19 protein-coding genes and 1 pseudogene are annotated in these 20831 nt (G+C 62.5%); 15 read left to right on the top strand and 5 right to left on the bottom strand.

The annotated features are described in order from the left end of the window. The 8 genes from ACR65K_RS06420 (at position 1) to nrdF (ending at position 8479) form a co-directional block, all read left to right on the top strand. The gene (locus tag ACR65K_RS06420; RefSeq protein ID WP_440151836.1) at positions 1-1398 is read left to right on the top strand and encodes an NAD(P)/FAD-dependent oxidoreductase; all 1398 of its coding nucleotides are present in this window, start codon (positions 1-3) and stop codon (positions 1396-1398) included. After that, positions 1395-2126, top strand: a complete 732-nt coding sequence (locus ACR65K_RS06415) for a DUF1365 domain-containing protein (protein WP_440151834.1) — start codon at positions 1395-1397, stop codon at positions 2124-2126. Before ACR65K_RS06420 ends, ACR65K_RS06415 begins: the two co-directional genes overlap by 4 nt. Then, a complete protein-coding gene (locus ACR65K_RS06410) occupies positions 2123-3499 on the top strand; it encodes a class I SAM-dependent methyltransferase (protein WP_440151833.1) in 1377 nt (458 codons plus the stop codon). The genes ACR65K_RS06415 and ACR65K_RS06410 overlap by 4 nt, the downstream gene beginning before the upstream one ends. A 32-nt stretch (positions 3500-3531) precedes the next feature. Next, positions 3532-4053 carry a TspO/MBR family protein gene (locus tag ACR65K_RS06405; protein ID WP_440151832.1) on the top strand — a complete coding sequence of 174 codons (522 nt, stop codon included), beginning with the start codon at positions 3532-3534 and terminating at the stop codon, positions 4051-4053. 368 nt (positions 4054-4421) lie between these two features. Then, entirely contained in the window at positions 4422-4667 is a 246-nt protein-coding gene (nrdH, locus tag ACR65K_RS06400) for a glutaredoxin-like protein NrdH (RefSeq protein WP_013601222.1), read from the top strand. 127 nt (positions 4668-4794) lie between these two features. Continuing rightward, the gene (gene nrdI / locus ACR65K_RS06395) at positions 4795-5265 is read left to right on the top strand and encodes a class Ib ribonucleoside-diphosphate reductase assembly flavoprotein NrdI (RefSeq protein WP_440151927.1); all 471 of its coding nucleotides are present in this window, start codon (positions 4795-4797) and stop codon (positions 5263-5265) included. Positions 5266-5285: 20 nt separating this feature from the next. After that, complete coding sequence (gene nrdE / locus ACR65K_RS06390; RefSeq protein WP_440151926.1) at positions 5286-7406, top strand: class 1b ribonucleoside-diphosphate reductase subunit alpha; 2121 nt, start codon at positions 5286-5288, stop codon at positions 7404-7406. A gap of 98 nt (positions 7407-7504) precedes the next feature. After that, positions 7505-8479 carry a class 1b ribonucleoside-diphosphate reductase subunit beta gene (nrdF, locus tag ACR65K_RS06385; protein WP_013601219.1) on the top strand — a complete coding sequence of 325 codons (975 nt, stop codon included), beginning with the start codon at positions 7505-7507 and terminating at the stop codon, positions 8477-8479. A 108-nt stretch (positions 8480-8587) separates the two neighbouring features. On the opposite strand, the pseudogene ACR65K_RS06380 reads toward nrdF, so the two are convergent. Continuing rightward, positions 8588-8731: pseudogene (locus ACR65K_RS06380) on the bottom strand (SCO1664 family protein); the annotation flags it as partial. A gap of 255 nt (positions 8732-8986) precedes the next feature. Here ACR65K_RS06380 and ACR65K_RS06375 point away from each other — a divergent pair. From ACR65K_RS06375 to ACR65K_RS06350, 6 genes are all read left to right on the top strand, one after another. Then, complete coding sequence (locus ACR65K_RS06375; RefSeq protein WP_440151831.1) at positions 8987-10099, top strand: hypothetical protein; 1113 nt, start codon at positions 8987-8989, stop codon at positions 10097-10099. A 360-nt stretch (positions 10100-10459) separates the two neighbouring features. After that, the gene (locus tag ACR65K_RS06370; protein WP_056336847.1) at positions 10460-11215 is read left to right on the top strand and encodes a class I SAM-dependent methyltransferase; all 756 of its coding nucleotides are present in this window, start codon (positions 10460-10462) and stop codon (positions 11213-11215) included. 1023 nt (positions 11216-12238) lie between these two features. After that, on the top strand, positions 12239-12745 hold the full coding sequence (locus ACR65K_RS06365) for a hypothetical protein (protein ID WP_056336340.1): 507 nt from the start codon (positions 12239-12241) through the stop codon (positions 12743-12745). Positions 12746-12810: 65 nt separating this feature from the next. Further along, positions 12811-13128, top strand: a complete 318-nt coding sequence (locus tag ACR65K_RS06360) for a hypothetical protein (protein ID WP_156386203.1) — start codon at positions 12811-12813, stop codon at positions 13126-13128. A gap of 155 nt (positions 13129-13283) precedes the next feature. Further along, complete coding sequence (locus ACR65K_RS06355; RefSeq protein ID WP_156386204.1) at positions 13284-13424, top strand: hypothetical protein; 141 nt, start codon at positions 13284-13286, stop codon at positions 13422-13424. 668 nt (positions 13425-14092) lie between these two features. Further along, positions 14093-14563, top strand: a complete 471-nt coding sequence (locus ACR65K_RS06350; protein WP_440151830.1) for a DUF4259 domain-containing protein — start codon at positions 14093-14095, stop codon at positions 14561-14563. A gap of 411 nt (positions 14564-14974) precedes the next feature. Here ACR65K_RS06350 and ACR65K_RS06345 read toward each other — a convergent pair whose 3' ends face one another. Beyond that, positions 14975-16027 (bottom strand): serine hydrolase domain-containing protein, encoded by a 1053-nt coding sequence (locus ACR65K_RS06345; protein ID WP_440151829.1) that lies wholly within the window; start codon positions 16025-16027, stop codon positions 14975-14977. 896 nt (positions 16028-16923) lie between these two features. Between ACR65K_RS06345 and ACR65K_RS06340 the strand changes: the two genes are divergently transcribed. Then, the gene (locus tag ACR65K_RS06340) at positions 16924-17529 is read left to right on the top strand and encodes a hypothetical protein (RefSeq protein ID WP_235565203.1); all 606 of its coding nucleotides are present in this window, start codon (positions 16924-16926) and stop codon (positions 17527-17529) included. A gap of 204 nt (positions 17530-17733) precedes the next feature. Here ACR65K_RS06340 and ACR65K_RS06335 read toward each other — a convergent pair whose 3' ends face one another. The 3 genes from ACR65K_RS06335 to ACR65K_RS06325 form a co-directional block, all read right to left on the bottom strand. Then, the gene (locus ACR65K_RS06335; RefSeq protein ID WP_056336357.1) at positions 17734-18150 is read right to left on the bottom strand and encodes an EthD family reductase; all 417 of its coding nucleotides are present in this window, start codon (positions 18148-18150) and stop codon (positions 17734-17736) included. Between the two features lie 192 nt (positions 18151-18342). Then, positions 18343-19395: a serine hydrolase domain-containing protein gene (locus ACR65K_RS06330; protein ID WP_235565204.1), complete on the bottom strand. Its 1053-nt coding sequence runs from the start codon at positions 19393-19395 to the stop codon at positions 18343-18345. Between the two features lie 356 nt (positions 19396-19751). Next, on the bottom strand, positions 19752-20672 hold the full coding sequence (locus ACR65K_RS06325) for an NmrA family NAD(P)-binding protein (protein WP_235565215.1): 921 nt from the start codon (positions 20670-20672) through the stop codon (positions 19752-19754). Positions 20673-20831 lie beyond the last annotated feature (159 nt).

Below are 20831 nucleotides of genomic sequence, written 5' to 3'. Positions count from 1 at the left end.
TTGTCACTTGACCCAGCAGGAAGTGCAGGCGGCCGGCGCCGCGTTGCCGTGATCGGCAGCGGCGTGGCCGGATTGACGGCGGCCTACGTTTTGAACCGGCAGGACGACGTCACCCTGTTTGAGGCGGATTCGAGGCTGGGCGGCCATGCCCACACCCACGACATGCCACAGCCCGAAGGCACCATCATCGGGGTGGACACCGGGTTCATCGTGCACAACGAACGGACCTATCCCACCCTGCTGCGGTTGTTCGCCGAGCTTGGCGTCGAAACCCAGGATTCCGAGATGAGCATGTCCATCCGCTGCGACGGGTGCGGGCTGGAATACGCGGGGGCCCGGGACGGCGCCCGCGGCATCATCGCCAAGCCCTCCAGCCTGCTGCGGGGACGCTACCTGCTGATGCTGCTGGAGGTCACCCGTTTTTACCGGAAGGCGCGGGAACTGCTCAGGACCGCGCCGCCGTCGGCTGTCAGCGACGAGGTGGAGATGCCGGAACTGACCCTTGGCGCGTTTTTGGAACGGGAGAAGTTCAGCCCCTACTTCATCTCCCACTTCATGACCCCCGTGGTCAGCGCAGTCTGGTCCTGCGATCCCACCACCGCCCTGGCTTATCCCGCGCGGTACCTCTTCACGTTCCTGGGCCACCACGGCATGCTGGGCATCAAGGGCTCGCCGCAGTGGCGCACCGTCACCGGCGGCTCAGCCCGGTACGTCGAAAAGCTCGCCGCGACGCTGGCCGACGTCCGGCTCAACGCACCCGTCACCGCCATCCGGCGCCTCCCCGACGGCGTGGAGCTCGCCACGGACAGCGGGCTGGAAGACTTTGACGCCGTCGTCATAGCCACCCATCCTGCGCAGGCGCTCGGGTTCCTGGCAGACGCCACCCCTGAGGAGAAGGAGGCGCTGGGCAGGATGCCGTACTCGATAAACCACACGGTATTCCACCGGGACCCTGCAGTCCTCCCGGCGGCGGACAACGCCAAGGCGTCCTGGAACTACCGGCTCCCCGCCTGCGACGCCCGCCCGGACAAGGTCCTGGTGAGCTACGACCTGACCCGGCTGCAGCGGCTGACCCCTGCGGACGGCAAGCCCTACCTGGTGAGCCTGGGGGAGTCGGACCTGATCGGCGACACTGCAGTGCTGGAGCGCATGGTCTACGAACACCCGCAGTACACGCCCGAATCCCTCCAGGCCCAGCAGGCCATCACCGCGCTGAGCAACAGCCGGATCGCCTACGCCGGGGCATACCTTGGCTGGGGATTCCACGAGGACGGCGCCCTCTCCGGTGTGCGCGCCGCGGAGAAACTTGGCCGCAGCTGGCCGGTGGCCCGCGCGGAGGACTCCACGGAGTCCTTCGGCGAGGGGGAGCGGGAACTGCTCGCCCCGGAACCTGCATGACCATGGACGCCTCGATCTACCGCACATCCATCTCCCATGTGCGGCGCAGTCCCTTAAAGAATGCGTTCACCTACCGGAGCTACAGCTGGTTTGTGGACGTGGACCAGCTTCCGCGCCTGCCGTTCCTGCTCCGGCCGCTGGCAGTGTTCCGCGCCGCGGACCACCTTGGCGATCCCGACGCCGGCATCCGGGCCAACGTGGAGCGGTACCTGAGGACGCAAGGAATGGAGCCCGACGGCGGCCCCATCCACATGCTCACCAGTGCCAGGGTCTTTGGCTACGTCTTCAACCCGCTCACCCTGTTCTGGTGCTACCGGTCCACCGGCGAACTGCAGTGCGTGGTGGCCGAGGTCCACAACACCTACGGGGAGCGGCACTGCTACCTGCTGCGGACCGATCCCTCCGGACGTGCCTCGGTGCCGAAGGCGTTCTACGTTTCACCCTTCAACGATGTGGACGGCGAGTACCGGATGAAGCTTCCGGCGCCGGGGGACCGGCTGGCCGTTTCCATCATCCTGGACCGGGAGGGGCACCGGCCCTTCGTCGCCACCATGGATGGCCGGCGCAGGCCTGCCACCAGCCGCAACATCCTGGCAGCGGCTTTCGCGGCTCCTGCCGCGCCGCTGCTGGTATCCGCCCTGATCCGGGTACAGGGCATTAAACTCTGGGCAAGACGCCTGCCCGTCGTCGCCAGACCACACCACACCTCACAGGAGGCAGTTCAATGACCATGACGGACGATAACGGCACCACCGCAGGCCGTCTGGAAGACAAGGCCGGCAGCCATTCCACCGGAAGCGTGCCCGAAGCCTGGACCGCAACCGGGGTACCGGCGGCGCCGGCCACCATCGACCCTGACCTGTGGCCCGGTGTTGCCCAGCCGCCGTCGGGCCTCAAGGCCGATGTGGCCGGAAAGGCCGCCGGGCTGCTGTTCAAGGGTGCGGTTAAGCGGCTGCCGCTGCGCGTTGAATACCCGGACGGCTCGGTTCTGGGGACCGGCGGACCGGAAGCCCCCGTGATGACCATGCTGCGCCCCCAAGCTTTCGAGGCGCGGATCGGCGACAATGGCCTGATCGGCCTGGGCGAATCCTTCATGGCCGGCGACTGGGAAGCTTCGGACCTCGCCGCGCTGCTGGAAGTTTTCGCCGCCTCCGTGGACACGCTGATCCCCATGCCGCTGCAGAAACTGCGCTCGCTGTACCTGCCCCGGACCCCCCGCCAGGAACGCAACGCCGAACAAAACACCCGCAGCAACATCTCCCGGCACTACGACCTGTCCAACGACCTGTTCTTCAACTTCCTGGACTCCACCATGAGCTACTCCTCCGCGCTGTTCCCCGAGAATGCGGGGCCGCTCTTCGACGTCCCATGGGACTTCCTGGCCGAAGCCCAGCGGGCCAAGATCGACCGGTTGCTGGACAAGGCCGGCGTGGGCGAGGGGACGCGGCTGCTGGAAATCGGCACCGGCTGGGGCGAGCTTGCCCTGCGTGCCGCCGCCCGCGGTGCCACCGTCTACAGCGTCACGCTGTCCAGCGAACAGCAGGCGCTGGCGCAGGAACGCATCGAGGATGCCGGATACGCGGACCGGGTAACGGTGGCCCTGCAGGACTACCGTGCCGTCGAAGGCGAGTACGACGCTATCGTCTCGGTGGAAATGATTGAGGCCGTGGGGTACGAGTACTGGCCCATCTATTTCCAGACCATCGACCGCGTCCTGGCACCCGGCGGCAAGGTGGCCATCCAGGCCATCACCATGCCGCACGGGCGCATGTTGGCCACCCGCAACGCCTACACCTGGGTGCACAAATACATCTTCCCCGGCGGCTTCCTGCCGTCCGTCCGCGCCATCGAGGGCGTGACCCAGCTGCACACCACCCTGCGGGTGCGGGAGCGCATGGGCATGGGTGACCACTACGCGGCAACCTTGCGTCTGTGGGAGGAACGGTTCCTGTCCCGGTCCCGGGAAGTCGGCGAGCTCGGCTTTGACGCGGTCTTCCAGCGGATGTGGCTGTTCTACCTTTGCTACTCACGCGCCGGCTTCCAGTCCGGCTACCTGGACGTGCAGCAGATCGTGCTGGACCGCCGGGAGGCGCAGCTCTAGCATTCGGGAGGGGCAAGAGGGAGGATTCGGGCATGAAACTGAAGACACTGGCATGGACGACGGCGGCGACGGCCGCCACAGCGGCGGCCGGCGGAGTTGCCACGGATCCACAGAGCAGCTGGTACCTGGGACTGCGCAAACCGGACTGGCAGCCGCCCGCCCTCGCCTTCCCGGTGGTGTGGACAGCGCTGTATGCGGACCTTGCGGTGACGTCTGCCGTGGCACTGGACAGGGCAACTGAACTGGATAGGGCTCACGACAGTCCCGGCCCCGTCAGGAAGGACCATCGCCGGGAGCTGCGCGCGTATCGCGGTGCCTTGGCGGTAAACCTGGTCCTGAATGCATCGTGGAGCTGGTTCTTCTGGCGCTCCCGCCGGCCGTGGCTGGCAGCAGCCGAGGCTGCGGTGCTGGCAGCCAGCAGTGCCGACCTGGTGCGCCGAACGTACCAGCTGAACCGTGCCGCAGGGGTATCGCTGGCCCCCTATGCAGCCTGGTGCGGCTTCGCCACTGCCTTGTCCACGGCAATCGCCAGGCTCAACCACTCCAAACCGTAAGCCGGCTCCGGGCAGCCGGCAATTCCCCCGCCGCAGCCGCGGAATCAGAGGGTCCCCGACCACTACATGTAGTGGTCGGGGACCCTTTTCCTGTGCCGGGAAACGGATGCCGACACGCCGCAGCCCCGCGACACGCTGATCTTTAAATGTGGCTAAGTACTCCACAGGGTGTGGACCCAGAGGGCAAAAAACCCGCGATCACGGGCATTTTTACGGCTCATGCCTGTGGATTAAAGGTGCATTAAATGACATACTTGTAATACATCATCTTGGGGTTCCAAAGAGGCGTCTGCACTACATGTAGTATCTACATACAGCTGGACGGGGACACCGAACCAGCAAAGATTTCAACTAAGGGGACAGGGACAATGACCGTAACGGTTTACACGAAGCCTGCTTGTGTTCAGTGCAACGCCACCTACCGCGCGCTCGACAAGAAGGGCATCACCTACCAGAGCGTTGACATCTCCCAGGACGCCGAGGCACTCGAGCGCCTGAAGGCACTGGGCTACATGCAGGCTCCCGTTGTTGTCACGGACCAGGACCACTGGTCAGGCTTCCGTCCGGACAAGATCGAGGAACTGGCACTGTCCGCCGTTTCCTCCGTGGCCTAGGAGTTCTGCTTTTCCTGCCGGCAACCATCAACCAGCTGAGGTGACTCACGTGGCAGCACCAGCAGCACAGCATGACCACGAGGCCTTGCCAATTCACCAGGTTGTTCCGATCCACGCGGCTCAGCGCGTGGAGGTGTCCCCGCCGGCCGGGCCACAGAAAGAGGCTGCACCGGTTTCCACCGGCAGCCAGCTCATCTACTTTTCCTCCTCATCCGAGAACACCAGCCGCTTCGTCGCGAAGCTTGGCCGTGAGGTGGCCCGGATCCCGCTCTATCCAAAGGACGCACCCCTCCTCGCCACCCGGCCGTTCGTGCTGGTGGTGCCCACATATGGTGGCACCGGGGGAGAGGGTTCGGTTCCCAAGCAGGTCATCCGGTTCCTCAACAACCCGCAGAACAGGGAACTGCTCCGCGGCGTGATTGGTGCCGGCAACACAAACTTCGGGGACAACTACTGCATGGCCGCGGACATCATCGCCGCCAAATGCGAGGTACCCCACCTCTATCGATTCGAACTTATGGGAACGCCGGAAGACGTTACCCGGGTCAACCAAGGATTGGACACATTTTGGACACGACTGTCGCAGACACAGAAGTAACCAGGTCCCAGAAGCCTGAGATGCCCGCCGCCTACAAGGGGCTGGGCTATCACGAGCTGAACGCCATGCTGAACCTTTATGGTCCCAACGGCGAAATCCAGTTCGGTGCCGACCGCGAGGCCGCCCACCAGTACTTCCTGCAGCACGTGAACAACAACACTGTGTTCTTCCATGACCTGGAGGAGAAGCTCGACTACTTGGTGAAGAACCAGTACTACGAGCGCGAGACGCTGGACCAGTACACGATGAACTTCATCCGTGAGCTGTTCAACCGCGCGTACAAGAAGAAGTTCCGCTTCGAGACCTTCCTGGGCGCCTTTAAGTTCTACACCTCGTACACGCTCAAGACGTTCGACGGCAAGCGTTTCCTGGAGCGCTACGAGGACCGTGTCTGCATGGTGGCCCTGCACCTGGCGCGCGGCAACGAGCCGCTTGCCCTGCAGATGGTGGATGAGATCATCGAAGGCCGCTTCCAGCCGGCCACCCCCACGTTCCTTAATGCGGGCAAGAAGCAGCGCGGCGAGCTGGTCTCCTGCTTCCTGCTCCGTATCGAGGACAACATGGAGTCGATCGGCCGCTCCATCAACTCCGCACTGCAGCTGTCCAAGCGCGGCGGCGGCGTGGCGTTCGCGCTGACCAACATCCGCGAGGTGGGCGCGCCCATCAAGCAGATCGAGAACCAGTCCTCCGGCGTCATCCCCGTGATGAAGCTCCTCGAAGACAGCTTCTCCTACGCCAACCAGCTCGGTGCCCGCCAGGGTGCCGGCGCCGTGTACCTGCATGCGCACCACCCGGACATCTACCGGTTCCTGGACACCAAGCGGGAGAACGCGGACGAGAAGATCCGCATCAAGACCCTCTCCCTGGGCGTCGTCATCCCGGACATCACCTTCGAGCTGGCCAAGAAGGACGAGGACATGTACCTGTTCTCGCCGTACGACGTCGAACGCGTCTACGGCATGCCGTTCTCGGACGTCTCGGTCACTGAGAAGTACTACGAGATGGTGGACGATTCCCGGATCAAGAAGACCAAGATCAAGGCGCGGGAGTTTTTCCAGACCCTCGCCGAGATCCAGTTCGAGTCCGGCTACCCGTACATCATGTTCGAGGACACCGTAAACCGGGCCAACCCGATCGACGGCAAGATCATCATGTCCAACCTGTGCTCGGAGATCCTCCAGGTCTCCCAGCCCACCACGTACAACGATGACCTCTCCTACGCCGACACCGGCAAGGACATCTCCTGCAACCTTGGTTCGCTGAACATCGCCAAGACCATGGACAGCCCGGACTTCGGCCTGACCATCGAGACGGCCATCCGCTCGCTCTCGGCTGTCTCGGACATGTCCAACATCACCTCGGTGCCTTCCATCGCCAAGGGCAACGACCAGAGCCACGCCATTGGCCTGGGCCAGATGAACCTGCACGGCTACCTGGCGCGTGAGCGGGTCCATTACGGCTCCGAAGAGGGCCTGGACTTCACCAACATCTACTTCTACTCGGTGGTGTACCACGCCGTCCGTGCCTCCAACCTGCTGGCCATCGAGACCGGACAGACGTTCGGCGGCTTCGAGAAGTCCAAGTACGCGTCGGGTGAGTTCTTCGACAAGTACACGGAGCAGGAGTGGGTGCCTCAGACCGAGAAGGTCCGCGAGCTGTTCAAGAACGTCCACATCCCCACGCAGGCTGACTGGCTGGCTCTGAAGGCTTCGGTCATGGAGCACGGCATCTACAACCAAAACCTGCAGGCGGTACCGCCCACCGGATCGATCTCCTACATCAACAACTCCACCTCCTCGATCCACCCGGTGGCGTCCAAGATTGAGATCCGCAAGGAAGGCAAGCTGGGCCGCGTGTACTACCCGGCGCCGTACCTGACCAACGACAACCTGGAGTACTACCAGGACGCGTACGAGATCGGCTACGAGAAGGTCATCGACACCTACGCTGCCGCAACCCAGCACGTGGACCAGGGCCTGTCGCTGACGCTGTTCTTCAAGGACACCGCCACCACCCGCGACATCAACAAGGCCCAGATCTACGCCTGGAAGAAGGGCATCAAGACCATCTACTACATCCGTCTCCGCCAGCTCGCGCTGGAAGGGACTGAGGTTGAGGGTTGCGTTTCCTGCATGCTTTAGTTGATTCTTCAACTAACTAGTGAAGTACGACGGCGGGTGCCCGCCCGCCGTCGTACGCTTTAACTTAGAGAAAAACCACCCAACGCATAGGGGATGACATGACCGAGAAGGTCAAGCTGCTGAGCCACGTCGAGGCCATCAACTGGAACCGTATCCAGGACGACAAGGACGTGGACGTCTGGAACCGCCTGGTCAACAACTTCTGGCTGCCGGAGAAGGTGCCGCTGTCCAACGATGTCCAGTCGTGGAACACGCTGACGCCCGCTGAGCAGCAGCTCACCATGCGCGTGTTTACCGGCCTCACCCTGCTGGACACCATCCAGGGCACGGTGGGCGCTGTCTCCCTGATCCCGGATGCGCTGACCCCGCATGAGGAAGCCGTCTACACGAACATCGCGTTCATGGAGTCCGTGCACGCCAAGAGCTACTCCTCCATCTTCTCCACGCTGGCCTCCACCAAGGAGATCGACGAGGCATTCCGCTGGTCCACCGAGAACGAGAACCTTCAAAAGAAGGCCCAGATCGTCATGGACTACTACCAGGGCGACGACCCCCTGAAGCGGAAGGTCGCTTCCACCCTGCTGGAGAGCTTCCTGTTCTACTCGGGCTTCTACCTGCCCATGTACTGGTCCTCCCGGGCCAAGCTGACGAACACGGCTGACCTGATCCGCCTGATCATCCGCGATGAGGCCGTGCACGGCTACTACATCGGCTACAAGTTCCAGCGCGGCCTGGAGGCTGTTTCGCCGGAGCGCCGCCAGGAAATCAAGGACTACACGTTCGAGCTGCTCTTCGAACTGTACGAAAACGAGGTCCAGTACACGCACGACCTCTACGACGGCGTCGGCCTGGCCGAGGACGTCAAGAAGTTCCTGCACTACAACGCCAACAAGGCGCTGATGAACCTGGGCTACGAGGCCATGTTCCCGGCGTCCGTCACCGACGTGAACCCGGCCATCCTTTCGGCGCTGTCGCCGAACGCCGACGAGAACCACGACTTCTTCTCCGGGTCTGGCTCCTCCTACGTGATCGGCAAGGCAGTCAACACCGAAGACGAGGACTGGGACTTCTAAGTCCGGCTTTCATCATCACCAAAGGCTGCTGTTCGAAACGGCCCCGCACGTCCAGTGCGGGGCCGTTTCAGCGTGGAGCATGTTTCAGAGCCAGGGGCTGTGATTCCCCTAGAACAGCGGCGAGGACACCGCGGGCATGTCGCCGCGTGGAGCCGGGAACCGCCCTGCCAGCCGCAGCCGGGCGCTGCGCGCGGCGAGTGCGGCGATCTCTTCGGTGCTGAGCAGGTCCGCCAGGTTCCGCCGTAGCTTGCCGGTCATCGGACCCAGCCATCAAGTCGTCCAGTCCGCCCATCCGTCACCCCTTGCCTACTCACGCTAATGCTTGGCCGGCGGGAGCAAGAGAGTTGAGCGAACCTTCACGGCTGTATCCGGCCAGCTGGCTTTGCAGGAGCCGGCGGGTAGTTGAAGTCTCGATCAAGGCTGGTTGAATCCCTTGCTCCGGGAGGACCACCCCGCTTGGATCGGTTCATGAGGACACCCCCGGGCAACCATCTGACTGTTGGCGCCGTGACCATCGAGGCCGCGAAGATCCGCAGAGTGAATATGAACTCCATCATCGACCTAGGATTCTTCTGCGCCCCTGCCCCGGGCTCTGCGCTGCCCGCTGTTGCGGACGTCAACGACCTCATTGCGGGGATTTCTCTTCCTTCGGTGCCCCACCAGCGGTTCCATGCCGTACAGGTCAGCCAAGGAATTGCGATTTATGTGTCTCCGATTTCTCCCAGCTACGCTGTTCGGATCGCGCAGACCATCGCCGAATTGCTACAGCCTTTGGGCTTCACTGGGAGTATCACGGCATGCGCGGACAGGCCCGGTCCCCGGCCCCGCAAGCGGCCGCGGTTTGCCTACAACGCCTCCATCTGCGCACCTGACGCCGCGTTCGACAACGACTGGATGCCGCTGGCATCCCGGGCCGTGAAAGACAACCAGTCGTGTTGGGCCGTTGGATCGCCGGCGTTCCCGGCCTTGGTGGATCGCCTGACCAGGTGGGCTGCGGACAACACCACAGGCCCGATCCTCGCGGGCCTCCACTTCACGATGACTCGGTGCGAGCCCGATCAGGCCGCCGCAGTACTCAAACAGTGCTGTGGAGATGTCGGATGGGCCAATCTGCTCTTTCCCACCAAACACGGTGACTGGTACGCGAACTTTTCACGCGAGGGGTGGATTCATGTCGGAGTCGAGTACAAGGACGGGGCACCGGACGGCCTCAACGTTCTCACTGCGTTGCTCCAGGACCTGGCGCCGTTGTACGACTACGCCGCAGTCACGCTCAACCATTTCGGGGCCGTCACACCGAACAGCGTGATGATAAGCCCGCATGTTCCAGGCCCCTCAGACTCCGAGTTCGCAGCTGATCATTCCTTCGTGAAGACGCTGGTACCCGGAATTTTTGCCTTTCAGGTTCTCGGACCCGGGCATCACGACCTGATGCCGGAGGACGCCTGGCACAGCTTCCCCCTCGACGAGGACAAAAGGATGGTGATCTCCCGGACCCCGAAGGCCTGGTGGGGGCGCCGCGAGCGCTTCCCCGACACTGGCTTCGATGCCCTACGAGAGGCAAACAAGGACCTGCTTGGTAAATGGGCCGGGCCGGTCGCACGGCCCGACCCTGCATGACGGCCATGAAGCCGCGACTAGCGAATAAAGCGAGCATGACAAGGGTTGCCAGGGTCGAACTATTGGCCGTGGAAGGGCGCGTTTCCAGCCGCATGCCGGGCGCGAATCTGCAGCTTTGGGGATACGTCTACGTGCCCCTTGACAAGCACCCCTCTTTGTCCTTATTAGACACGCTGCGTATCAAGTTCGGACGTATTGATAGTTCCCACGCGCCGAACACGGCGAATGACCGAGCGGGATCAGCTCGCGCTATTTGCGGCATGCGCGTACGGGTTATCCTTGCGAAAACTGGCGCCCGGCTTGCTCCGCTGATGGCCTGACGTCCAGCCTTGAGTCTGCTGCGCGATGGAGGTAGTGGTTGTGACGGAATATGACGTGCTTGCCGAGGTGTACGAATGGCTCATCTGGGATGCAAAGTTGCCTCCCGCCGAGTTTGCTGCGTCGTTCGATGACGTCCTCAGTCTCCTGCCGTCGAACGCTCACGTCCTCGACTGTTCGTGCGGAACTGGACAGTTGGCGGTTGGCCTCGCCGGTCGTGGCATGCAGGTTGTCGCAACTGACGCCAGCGAAGCGATGGTTCGCCGGACTGCAGAGTTGGCTGAGGAGTTCGAGGCCACCGTCCGGGCCGTGCGGGCGAACTGGGAAGAGTTGCCCGACCATTTCGAGGACGAGACGTTCGACATGGTGTTCTGCGTTGGCAACTCGCTTCACCATGCCGCGGGCGCGACAGGCAGGGGTGCTGCTTTGAAGTCGATGTCACGGCTTCTGCGCCCTGGCGGGCGCTTGGTGCTGACATCCCGCACTTGGGAACTCGTGAGGGCCAGAGGGTCCCGGCTGGACATCTGGGACCGACTCGTCCGCCGGAACGGTCGCGATGCCCTCGTGGTCTACCGCTGGGAGATTGCGCCGCATTGGGAGGATAAGCACCACATCGAGATTGCTATCGCCCAAGTTGATGCGACTGGGCTGGTTCTTGTCCGCTCGGAACTGCTGTCCTGCTGGCCCTATCGGTACGAGGAGCTCGAAGTCGAGCTGCACCGGGTTGGACTCCGGACGGAACTGAGCACGTTCGATCTTGAGGCCGAGAACTACATGGTGGTCGCGGGCAAGGTATAGAAGCCGGGGTCTTGGTCCCTGGCCGGTCCGCGCGGTTGCTCACAGGACGCTTGCGCCCTCTCATCGGCGTGGGCTCAGGTGATCAACGCTACGCCTCGGACGAGGAGTCCTGCTGAGTGCATTACGGCGAGCGGACACGGCATTCTTTCATGGCGTAGGAAATCAATCTCGACAGCGAGATCGTGGCAACGAAAGTTCTTCAGCAGCGAAGCGCAGGCTCAAGGCCTCGGGAAGAGGATCATGATCACAACGTCCCGCCTTACTCACAGATGCCTCGAATGTGTCAGTCATGGAGGCCGGCTGGGCCAAAACGCACGTCCCTCACACCCAGCAGCTACCCAAGATAAGAGGGGCATGTGGCGCATTGGCCGGCAGGATCTTGAGGACTACATCGCGGAGGCGTACCGGCGCACCGCTGAACGCATCGCTGCCGGCGAACTGCAGATGACGGGTCTGAGGCTGAGGCAGACTAACGGTGACTGGTTCAATTGCCGACCGGCCCGAACCCCTCTCGGTGGGAGTCATCGTCGGCGGGTTTACTGTCGAGAGCAGGATATGGCGGGACGCTCTCGTGCGGCTATCGCGGGCCGTGTCAGGTATACGAAATCACCTTGATTCAAGCTTGAACATCAACGTCGAGTTCCAAATACCTGGACATCTCATCGCTCCTGATTTCCAGGGAATTCGCACCGGAATGTTCCGGAAAGCCGATCGCCTCCTAAAGATTCAGGTAGCCGTACCGGTTAATCCACCGAATGACCCGTATGCGTATGGCGTGCAGGCCATGAGAGATGCCGTTGACATCGCTGAAGCCTGGTCCGTGTGACGGCATGTCGAACTCGACCCTTCACCGTTACGGTCACTGCTCGCCATGCTGCGAATCAATGGCGAGCAGAATTACTCAGACTGCAAACGCATGACCGCCGGTAACCCCGGAGGGTGATCTGCCGTAGCGGAAGCTTAGGTCGGCCCCTAGACTCTCGCCATGAATGGCGGCAACTGCCTTCGGGCCTACGAATTGGAGTGCTTGGCGTCGTCGCCTTTGCCTTCTACGTTGGAGTGCTCCTGCTCATCTTTCGGGAGGGCATCGACGATGCGCTGTTTAGCGGGTTGTTCTACGCGCTGATCTTTGTTGTAGGCGCCTACTTCACCCAGAAACGTTTCCGTAGGACCGCGGCGAGGCTAGATGAGCACGGCCAGTCTCTGATGTTCCTGCGGTATCCAAACAGTTTGCCGGGTTCCCTGAGCGGCGGCTGGCAGATGGGTATCCCAACGCCGGCTCCAGGCCGGGTCGACTTCCAGCCGGCCGTGGACGACGAGCTAATCCCCTGCGGCCGCAGCCGGGCCCTCACCGGGCCGCGTATCGCCGAACTGCCGCCACGAATAGCCAGCCGAAATGACAACAAGCAGGCTGTCCCATTTGGCTTCCAGATCATCACGCTGGACTCCGATGGCGGAGTTATCGAGATAGCCGCCAGTCCAGCGACGCTTCAGAAGATCCAGGACACCGTCGAACCGGTATCCTCGTAGCCAGCCCGCCACAAGATCCGGTCAAGCACCTTGCCTGGGCCGGGAGTCGGTGGTTCATTTCAGGCATGCAAGCCGCGCAGAAAGATCCTCAGGCAAGGAAGTCTGCGGCCTCCACAGAGGAAGCCCGACGAAGGCTGATACGCATCGCGTACTGGTCCCTGCCGTTCATGATCATCTTCGCGGTGTGGAACTTTATCCCAAACATCTCCTTGCCTTGCCTGATCGCAAAAGTGGCCGTCCAGACCATATTCGTCATCGTTCTCGGAACGGCTGCGATCCGGTTCTCGCTCTGGCAGCGCGACGAATACGGGCGGGAACGCGGCAGGGATCCGAAGCACCCGGAGCGGTTTCCGAAGGACCGACGGAACGATGGTCGCCAGTAGCGGCGCTACGCTGAGCCTGTGGAACGCGTGCTGCTGGACCAGATGATCCAGACCGAAGACCGATTACGGACAGCTGGACCTGGTGTGGGACGAGGACGGCTGCTTCGATGGCGACCGAGACAGTCGTACGGTGGGCGGGTCAAAGGTCTCGTGCCGTGGTCCACTCGAGGGATGTCGTTGTCCTGTTCGTGGACACCCAGCCGGCGGGCGCCATTGCCTTCCACCACGACTTCCTGGTCGCCGACGACCCGAAAACCTTCTTCAGGCTGACCGGGACTAGGGGCAAGCTGGATTAGGCCTTACTGATTGGCTCTTCTTCTGGTGCTTCGCGGAGGCCATGATTAGCTTTACGGCCCTATGCGCTGGCCAGCAGAAGACGGCTGGGCAATTCCAGAAGAGAACATCATATGATCCGGAAACTGCTTTGCAGATGGGGGGTGGCCATCGTTGGCTAGCCCAAATGAATGACGGTGAGTACCGCCGTCAATGTAGCTATTGCGGGAAGAAGGATCCCAGTAATGCCCGCTGGTCGGGGAGGCTCTCCAGCCGCGACCACCCCCAAGATCCCCATAGCCGCGACTACTTCTACTAAGCAGTGGATCGCGGTTTTTCCCGGGATCATCGGCTCGTCCAATCGGAGTTCGTCATGTTCTCAGACTTAATGTGCAAGCTCAACATCCATCACCAGTGGCACACAGAACACTCCGACGATGGAGACCTGTACAGACGCTGCCTTCATTGCGGCAAGGATGGAGCCGACTGGGACGGTGCCTCAGACAACTGGGCGCTAAGGCGCTGGTGGTAGGACTGTGCAGAGGAATGCAGAGCAGGCAGGGTTACTTAGGACGTCGATCGCATATCTAACGATTGACCATCCCCCTCGGGTCAAATGAAGGCCCTCATGGAGATTTGAATTGGAATCGACCTGATCCAGGCCCTGCTGTGCAGGCTCTGGACATACGGCATGAGCGATGCGACGAACACACCGAGGACGGCAGCCTGTACAGGGGCTTTCTCCGCTGCGGCAAAGACGATGCTTAACGGACAAGGGCAGCTTTGGTGCTTGGTCAGACGGATGAAACTGGGTACGGCAGTTCAGGTCACGCCCGCCGTCGGCGGTAGCGAATATCCACTGCTCCAAAACAAGCAAAGAGACGCCCCCAGTTCCTACAGGCCTATGCTGGCCCTCCACTTTTACGGCCCACCAGCACCCCCCTTCGCTCCCCGAATGCCTTACCCGCAGCGGCCCAATCTGCCATCTTGGTGCCGGGACGGGACCACAAACCGAGAGGGACAAATGATCGGTGCATGGGGCTACTTGCCATTTGAGAACGACGACGCGCTGGACTGGCTCGACGAACTCGAAGCCGGCGAAGCGGAAGTCGTGCGGAAGCACCACAAGCCAGTCGTGGAGCGGACGTCCGTGATCGTCTGAAGGCGCAGCGCCGGGTTCCAAGCAGCACACGCGCAGTAGATTGCTGCGGCGCTGCAGGGCTTCTATCATGGTTCCACCGGTTCCTCTCTGCGCCAAACAGGGACGGTATTGAAGGTCGCGAGTGCCATGGTGAAGAAACCTCTCAGGCACCGGACGGATGAAGCGACAAAGTCAGAGAACGGCAGCGAGCATCACAGGCTGCATCTGACGGAGTGGCTGCGGCGCGAGGACGAGGGCCTAGAGCGCGGATACAGCAGCATCTTTCTCAGTTACCACGACCGGCCGCTCGCGCCTGAGGCGACTTGCATCCAGGGGCACGAGATCCAGCCGGGGCAGGACCACTGCAAGCAGGGGCACCCTGTCGGGTAAGGACGCCCCTCAGCGCAGCACCCAACCGGGACCGGTGCTTTGTCAGCTGGCTGGCTTGCAGATGCGGTCCAGGGCCTCGTTCAGGGTTGACTCGATCTGGCCGTGCAGGAGGTCACGCTTGTCCTGGGTAGAAGGATCTTCGAGCCCCGTGGGCATCGGTGGTGTTGTGACGGTCATCGCCGCCTGGTACTGCCCGTCTCCGCTGCTGACTGCTACCGTCTGGTAGTCATCGAATGCGCCTAGGCCCTCGTGCCGGGACTCTTTCGAACATCCATCCGCGTGCTCCCACAGGCCCAGCCCGTACGGGCTAAAGCCGGGGCTGGTCTTCATCTCGTGCAGTGACGCCGCAGAGACCGCTCGTCCCTGGAAGAGTCCGGCCATGAGGAGGTTCAGGTCTTCCATGGTCGAAACCGCGCCGCCTGCCGGGCTGCCGTCCGCGAAGGGGATGTCTGTGGTGTCGATTCGTTCACCGCGGAGGGTTACGTAGCCGTGCAGCAGTCCGGCCTCGTGCGGGTCGACGTGATCCAGGCTGGTGTGCCTCAAGCCAAGGGGGTCAAAGACCTCCTCCTGCATGACCTGGACATAGGGCTTGTGCCGCAGCGTCTGGACCAGGAGGCCGAGTGCAAGGTAATTAGTGTTCGAGTACTTGAAAGACCCCACACTGGCCGAGGTCCAGGGAAGGGTCCCTGCTAACTTTAGGCCCCGCTCCATCGTGAGTGTTTGGGAGAAGACAGAGCGAATGTCAGCATCCTTCGGCAGTGCATCGTTGACTTCGGGCATTCCGGACGTGTGGCTCAGCAGTTGCCTCACGGTTATTGGTCCCGGAGGCTTAAGTGTGGATGTAAAGCCTGGAATGACGTCGTTGACGGGATCGTCGAGGCCGATCAGGTGATCGTCGACGAGCTTCAGCACCGCTATGGCTGTCATCGTTTTGGTGACGCTTGCGACCGCCACCCGGTCCGTGGGCTGAGCCTGCGTCCTGGACTCAAGATCGCGCACACCGTAGGCCCTGGACCACTCACCCCCGGGCCAGCGGATCTGGACCACTGCGGCTACCGCGCCCTCATCCAGGAACAGTTGGACCTGACTTTCCAAGGGAGCGAAGGGACTGGGCGAAGGTGATGGCGGTGCGGGCTCATCGGTGGAATAGGTACAGCCAGACACAAGGAGGATGACTGCGAGCGACGCCCGCCTCCACACCTCATTCTTCGTGTTCATTGCCGCATCCGCTCGGGACGAGATGACAGGTTAGCGGCCGCCCACGGCACCCCGTCCGGCCAAACCTGTGGCGGCACCGTCGCCCCAGCCCCTCAATCTTAGGACTGACCGGCGCGGTGGGGAACCCTTCGCGCACTAGCCCAGCCTCGTGGCGACCCGTAGATTGCGGCCAAGAGGCGGGTCGCGTCACCACCCACTGATGACTTCCTGCCATCGCTACCCGGTCAGTTATCTTTCCTTACTTCCAGCAGGTGCGATCCGACGACGTCTCCCTTCAACTTTTGCCGGTACACCCGGGGCCATGCAGAGGCCATCATTGAAGGGCCAGAGCGCTGCGATTTGAATCGGAGACTGTCATGGCCAGGCCATGCTCGGGGCCGGTGTTCTCTGAGCAGGGACGAGACCAATTCACTCGGAAAGTGTAGCTTTGAGCACTTCACCAACAGCCCCCTAGTGCGTCTTTTCGGGCACGTGGGGCCGAGGCTTTGGCGCACCAGCGGGGATGACCGCATTCGCCCGACGGGGGGATTCACCATCCGTTCCCCGTTGTCCAAAAAGGGGGAGCATTTGCTCCTGGCATCTCTTGTGGTCATTGTTGGCTGGGCGTAACGTCCGCAGCATAAGGGTTGCCTTTGGAGGCCTCCATGCGTGTGTTGCTACGCCGTTTCATCTCCATGACATCAGTCTTGTCCGTTTGCCTGGGCCTTTCGGCGTGCACTGCCAGCGTGGCGCCAGCCCCCGCACCGACAACGGAGGCTCGCACAGTCCCACCGATGCCCACGCTCCCAGCGCAGCCGGACAGCGGCGACATCGACCCCGGTACATACCTCGTCACCAGCTTCAAAGAGAATTTCGAGATCACCGTCCCAGACGGCTGGGTGAGTGAAGACGGCGATGGCCTGGGAAAGGACGACCCGGATCAGCCGGATGACTTGGGGGTCTTCGTCGGTTGGTGGCCCTCCAACCATGTGCCGACCGACGCATGCAAGTGGCAGGGCGCACTCGTCGAGGTCAATCCGTCGGCCAAGGCCTTCGTCGACGCGATGACGGCGCAGACGTCAACGGCCAGCACCCCTCCCGTCGAGGTCATGGTGGGCGATTACTCCGGCGTCGAGTTCGACCACTCCGTGGAGGGCGACGTGAACATCAAAGCCTGCGACAACGGTCAGTTTTGCGTTCACTCAGAATATTCGAACCTATGCACCCGCTGGTACTCGAGCACCGCTGAGCGCGAAACCTACCGGGTTGTCAACCTGCACGGCCAGCGCGCTATGTTCTGGGTGGTCCAATTCCACGAATCGATCAATTCGGAGTTGGCAAGGGAGGCACGCGCCGTCTTCGACTCGATCGTGTTCAAGCTGCGAGAAGTGTCCAGCTGATGCGATAGGCGGCGATCACAAGCCGAACATTCGGCACGATTGGCATGTCGAACACGCCGAAGACGGCAGCCTCTACAGCCGCTGCCGTCGATGTGGCAAGGACGACGATGACCGCTACGGCGGGCGTCGCGGCGCCGAGTTCAGTAAATGGCTGGGGCCGACCGGAGGAGGCGGATTCGGTTAGCGGACAGCCCGCCATCTCCTTCAAGCTTTGAGTAGGCGGCTGAAGGCCAGGTGGAGGGGCCGAATCCGCCGCAGCCAGAGCGACCTCGACTTGCGCATAAATGGGTCCCGGCGTTGGGCCGATGCCGGATGCTCCTCGGCCCAGGCCACGACGATCGTTGACATGTCCATAAATTCGCGGGCGTCGGCGATCACGGCCGACCATTCCGGGGACTGCGTCGCTGCCGCAGCAGCCTCACGGCTTTCGAACCAAACTTCGCCCAGGCCTGCATATGGAGGGTCGGCTCCATCGAGTGCCGGGATACAGCGGTTCTGAACATACGCCTGCACCCCCGGAACGGCCAGCACTAGGGGGACATGGCGCGTTAGCCACCGCTGCACGGCCTCTTCATGGTCCAGTTCCCTTTGGACCTGCCAACTCGTCAGCCTCTTGATCATGAACGCCTCGCATACACCGGATAAGAGCGGAGCCTCAAAGTATCAACTGACCATGAACAGGTCCATAAGTCGTTAGCCGGCACGTCCAGAGTTAGGCGCTGAGATGTCATCCTGAAAGATACTGTCCGGGCGGGTCAGGGCCTGTCATAGTGGTGCCAGTACGCCGGAAGCCGAGCGGGGCAATTGATGGAATCAGTTGGCCGGGCTGCAGATGTGGTCAAGGGCCTCGTTAAGGCTGGACTCGATCCTGCCGTTCAGGTAGTCGCGCTTGTCCTGGGTGGAGGTGTCCTCGAACTCCGTGGGCATTGGTGGGGTTGTGACCGTCATCGCGGCCTGGTACCGCCCGTCTTCACTGCTGACGGTAACCGTCTGGTAGCCCCAGAACGAACCCCGGCCCTCAAGCCGCGCCTTGGCCGAACATCCATCCCCATGCTCCCACACGCCCAGCCCGTATGGGCCAAAACTGGGCCTCGTCACCATCTCCTGCAGGGTCGCCGAAGAAACGGCACGCCCCTGGAAGATTCCCGCCATGAGGAGGTTCAGGTCTTCCATGGTGGATACAGCGCCGCCAGCCGGGTTGCCGACCGCGAAGGTGTTGTCCGTGGTGTCCACGCGCTCACCGCGCAGGGTTGCGTAGCCGTGCAACAGTCCGGCCTCGTGCGGGTCAACGCGGTCCAGGCTGGTGTGCTTCAAGCCAAGGGGGGCAAAGACCTCCTCCTGCATGATTTGCACGAAGGGCTCGTGCCGCAGCGTCTGGAGGAGGAGGCCGAGTGCAAGGTAATTAGTGTTCGAGTACTTGAAAGACCCGACGTCGTCAGAGGCCCAGGGGAGAGTCCCCGCCAGTTGCAGACCCCGTTCCATGGTGAGTGTTTGAGTGAGAGCCGGACGGAAGTCGACCTCGCGTGGCAGGGCATTGTTGACTTCGGGCATTCCGGACGTGTGGCTCAGCAGTTGCCTCACGGTTATTGGTCCTGGAGGCTTAAGTGTGGATGTAAAGCCCGGAATCACGTCGTTGACGGGATCGTCGAGGCCTATCAGGTGATCGTCGACGAGTTTCAGCACCGCTATGGCCGTCATCGTTTTGGTGACGCTTGCGACCGCCACCCGGTCCGTGGGCTGAGCCTGCGTCCTGGACTCAAGATCGCGCACACCGTAGGCCCTGGACCACTCGTCCCCGGGCCAGCGGATCTGGACCACTGCGGCTACCGCGCCTTCGTCCAGGAACAGTTGGACCTGATTTTCCAAGGGAGCGAAGGGACTGGGCGAGCTCGACGGCGGTGCGGGCTCATCGGTGTAATAGGTACAACCTGAGACAAGGAGAATGACTGCGAGCCACGCCCGCCTCCACACGTGATTCTTCGTGTTCATTGCCGCATCCGCTCGGGACGAGATGGCAGGTTAGCGGCCGCCCACGGCACCACGTCCGGCCAAACCTGTGGCGGCACCGTCGCCCCAGCCCCTCAATCTTAGGACGGAGCGGCGCGGTGGGGAACCCTTCGCGCACTAGCCCAGCCTCGCGGTGGCGAACCCGTAGATTGCGGCCAATAGGCGGGTGACGTCACAGTCCTCAGATTGTTGACTGCCTCCATGCTGTGCCCGGGTCAGCGATCCTCTGTTGTCACATTCAAGTGCGCTTCGAGGACATCCCGGACCGAGGTCCACTCATGCGTGCCGTAGCGGTCGTTGTTGACGTGATGGAGTTCGGCTTCGCCGCTGAACATGCTGACGAAGTACTGCATACCCTGCCACGCGGGGAAAGCCTGGTCTTTGTCCTTCGACACGCGCCGGCCGATTCTGCTCACGGCCCCTAAGAGACTGGTGGTACCGGCCCATTGCAGGGAAAAGGGTGTCCTCGTGAGTTCGGTCATGGTCCGGGCGATACTTCGTGCCGTGACTCGGTCGCCGGCTACCTCGACGACCCGTGGTGCGTCCTCGTCGAGGGCGACAAGCGCGACGACGCGTGCGACGTCGTCCTTGGCCGTGAAGTCGAGAATCTGGTCCGGTGAGGACCAGAACAGGACCCGGTGACGCTTGAACAAGATCATGGGCGCCTGCCCGGTGAGCATGTCGGCGAACGCCCCGTTCAGTACTGAAGTCACGCGGATGGGGGCGGCGTCGAGTTCGGCGGCGAGCTCGCGACGGAGCTCGAAGTTGCGGTTGCTGCCCGGGGTGATCCGGCGGTAATCCGCAGAGTAGTCCGACGGGATAAACCGTGCCACCCCTGCTTCGACGGCGGCCGCGAGGAGCGCCCGCTGCGCGTCAACAACGACCGGCCGTGCACCGCTGACGGCCGAAATGACCGTGTCGACACCGGACAGTGCTGAGGCGAGGCCAGCCCGATCCGTGTAAGCGACCTCGTGGATCTCCACGCGGCCGTTCCCGGCGTAGATGCCGTGGGCCAGCCCGGTCCCGGGGCGCGTCAGGACCCGGACCAGGGAGTCGCCGCGTAGGAGTTCGCTGACAATGCGCTGGCCGAGGTCACCGGTGGCTCCGGCGACGAGAACGGTGATGGCAGTGATGATGTGCTCTTCTCGGTGGGGATGGGCGCTGCAGCCCGATAGGAGCAGCCGCCCCCAGGTTGTCCAGGTAGACGCCGTTCGAGCCGGGCCCTCATGCAGAAATGGTACTCGGCGAAGAAGCAGTGGACTGCCCCGTTGAATTGGCCGGCAAGAGCTAGTCCG

The organism is Arthrobacter sp. SAFR-179 (genome assembly GCF_059414945.1).
This window is presented reverse-complemented; position numbering and strand designations above follow the sequence as displayed.

Coding starts and splice junctions, on each gene's coding strand:
- ACR65K_RS06415 (WP_440151834.1), top strand. CDS start 1,395: ATGACCATGGACGCCTCGATCTACCGCACATCCATCTCCCATGTGCGG.
- ACR65K_RS06410 (WP_440151833.1), top strand. CDS start 2,123: ATGACCATGACGGACGATAACGGCACCACCGCAGGCCGTCTGGAAGAC.
- ACR65K_RS06405 (WP_440151832.1), top strand. CDS start 3,532: ATGAAACTGAAGACACTGGCATGGACGACGGCGGCGACGGCCGCCACA.
- nrdH (WP_013601222.1), top strand. CDS start 4,422: ATGACCGTAACGGTTTACACGAAGCCTGCTTGTGTTCAGTGCAACGCC.
- nrdE (WP_440151926.1), top strand. CDS start 5,286: ATGCCCGCCGCCTACAAGGGGCTGGGCTATCACGAGCTGAACGCCATG.
- nrdF (WP_013601219.1), top strand. CDS start 7,505: ATGACCGAGAAGGTCAAGCTGCTGAGCCACGTCGAGGCCATCAACTGG.
- ACR65K_RS06360 (WP_156386203.1), top strand. CDS start 12,811: ATGCAAGCCGCGCAGAAAGATCCTCAGGCAAGGAAGTCTGCGGCCTCC.
- ACR65K_RS06350 (WP_440151830.1), top strand. CDS start 14,093: ATGAGCGATGCGACGAACACACCGAGGACGGCAGCCTGTACAGGGGCT.
- ACR65K_RS06340 (WP_235565203.1), top strand. CDS start 16,924: ATGCCCACGCTCCCAGCGCAGCCGGACAGCGGCGACATCGACCCCGGT.
- ACR65K_RS06335 (WP_056336357.1), bottom strand. CDS start 18,150: ATGATCAAGAGGCTGACGAGTTGGCAGGTCCAAAGGGAACTGGACCAT.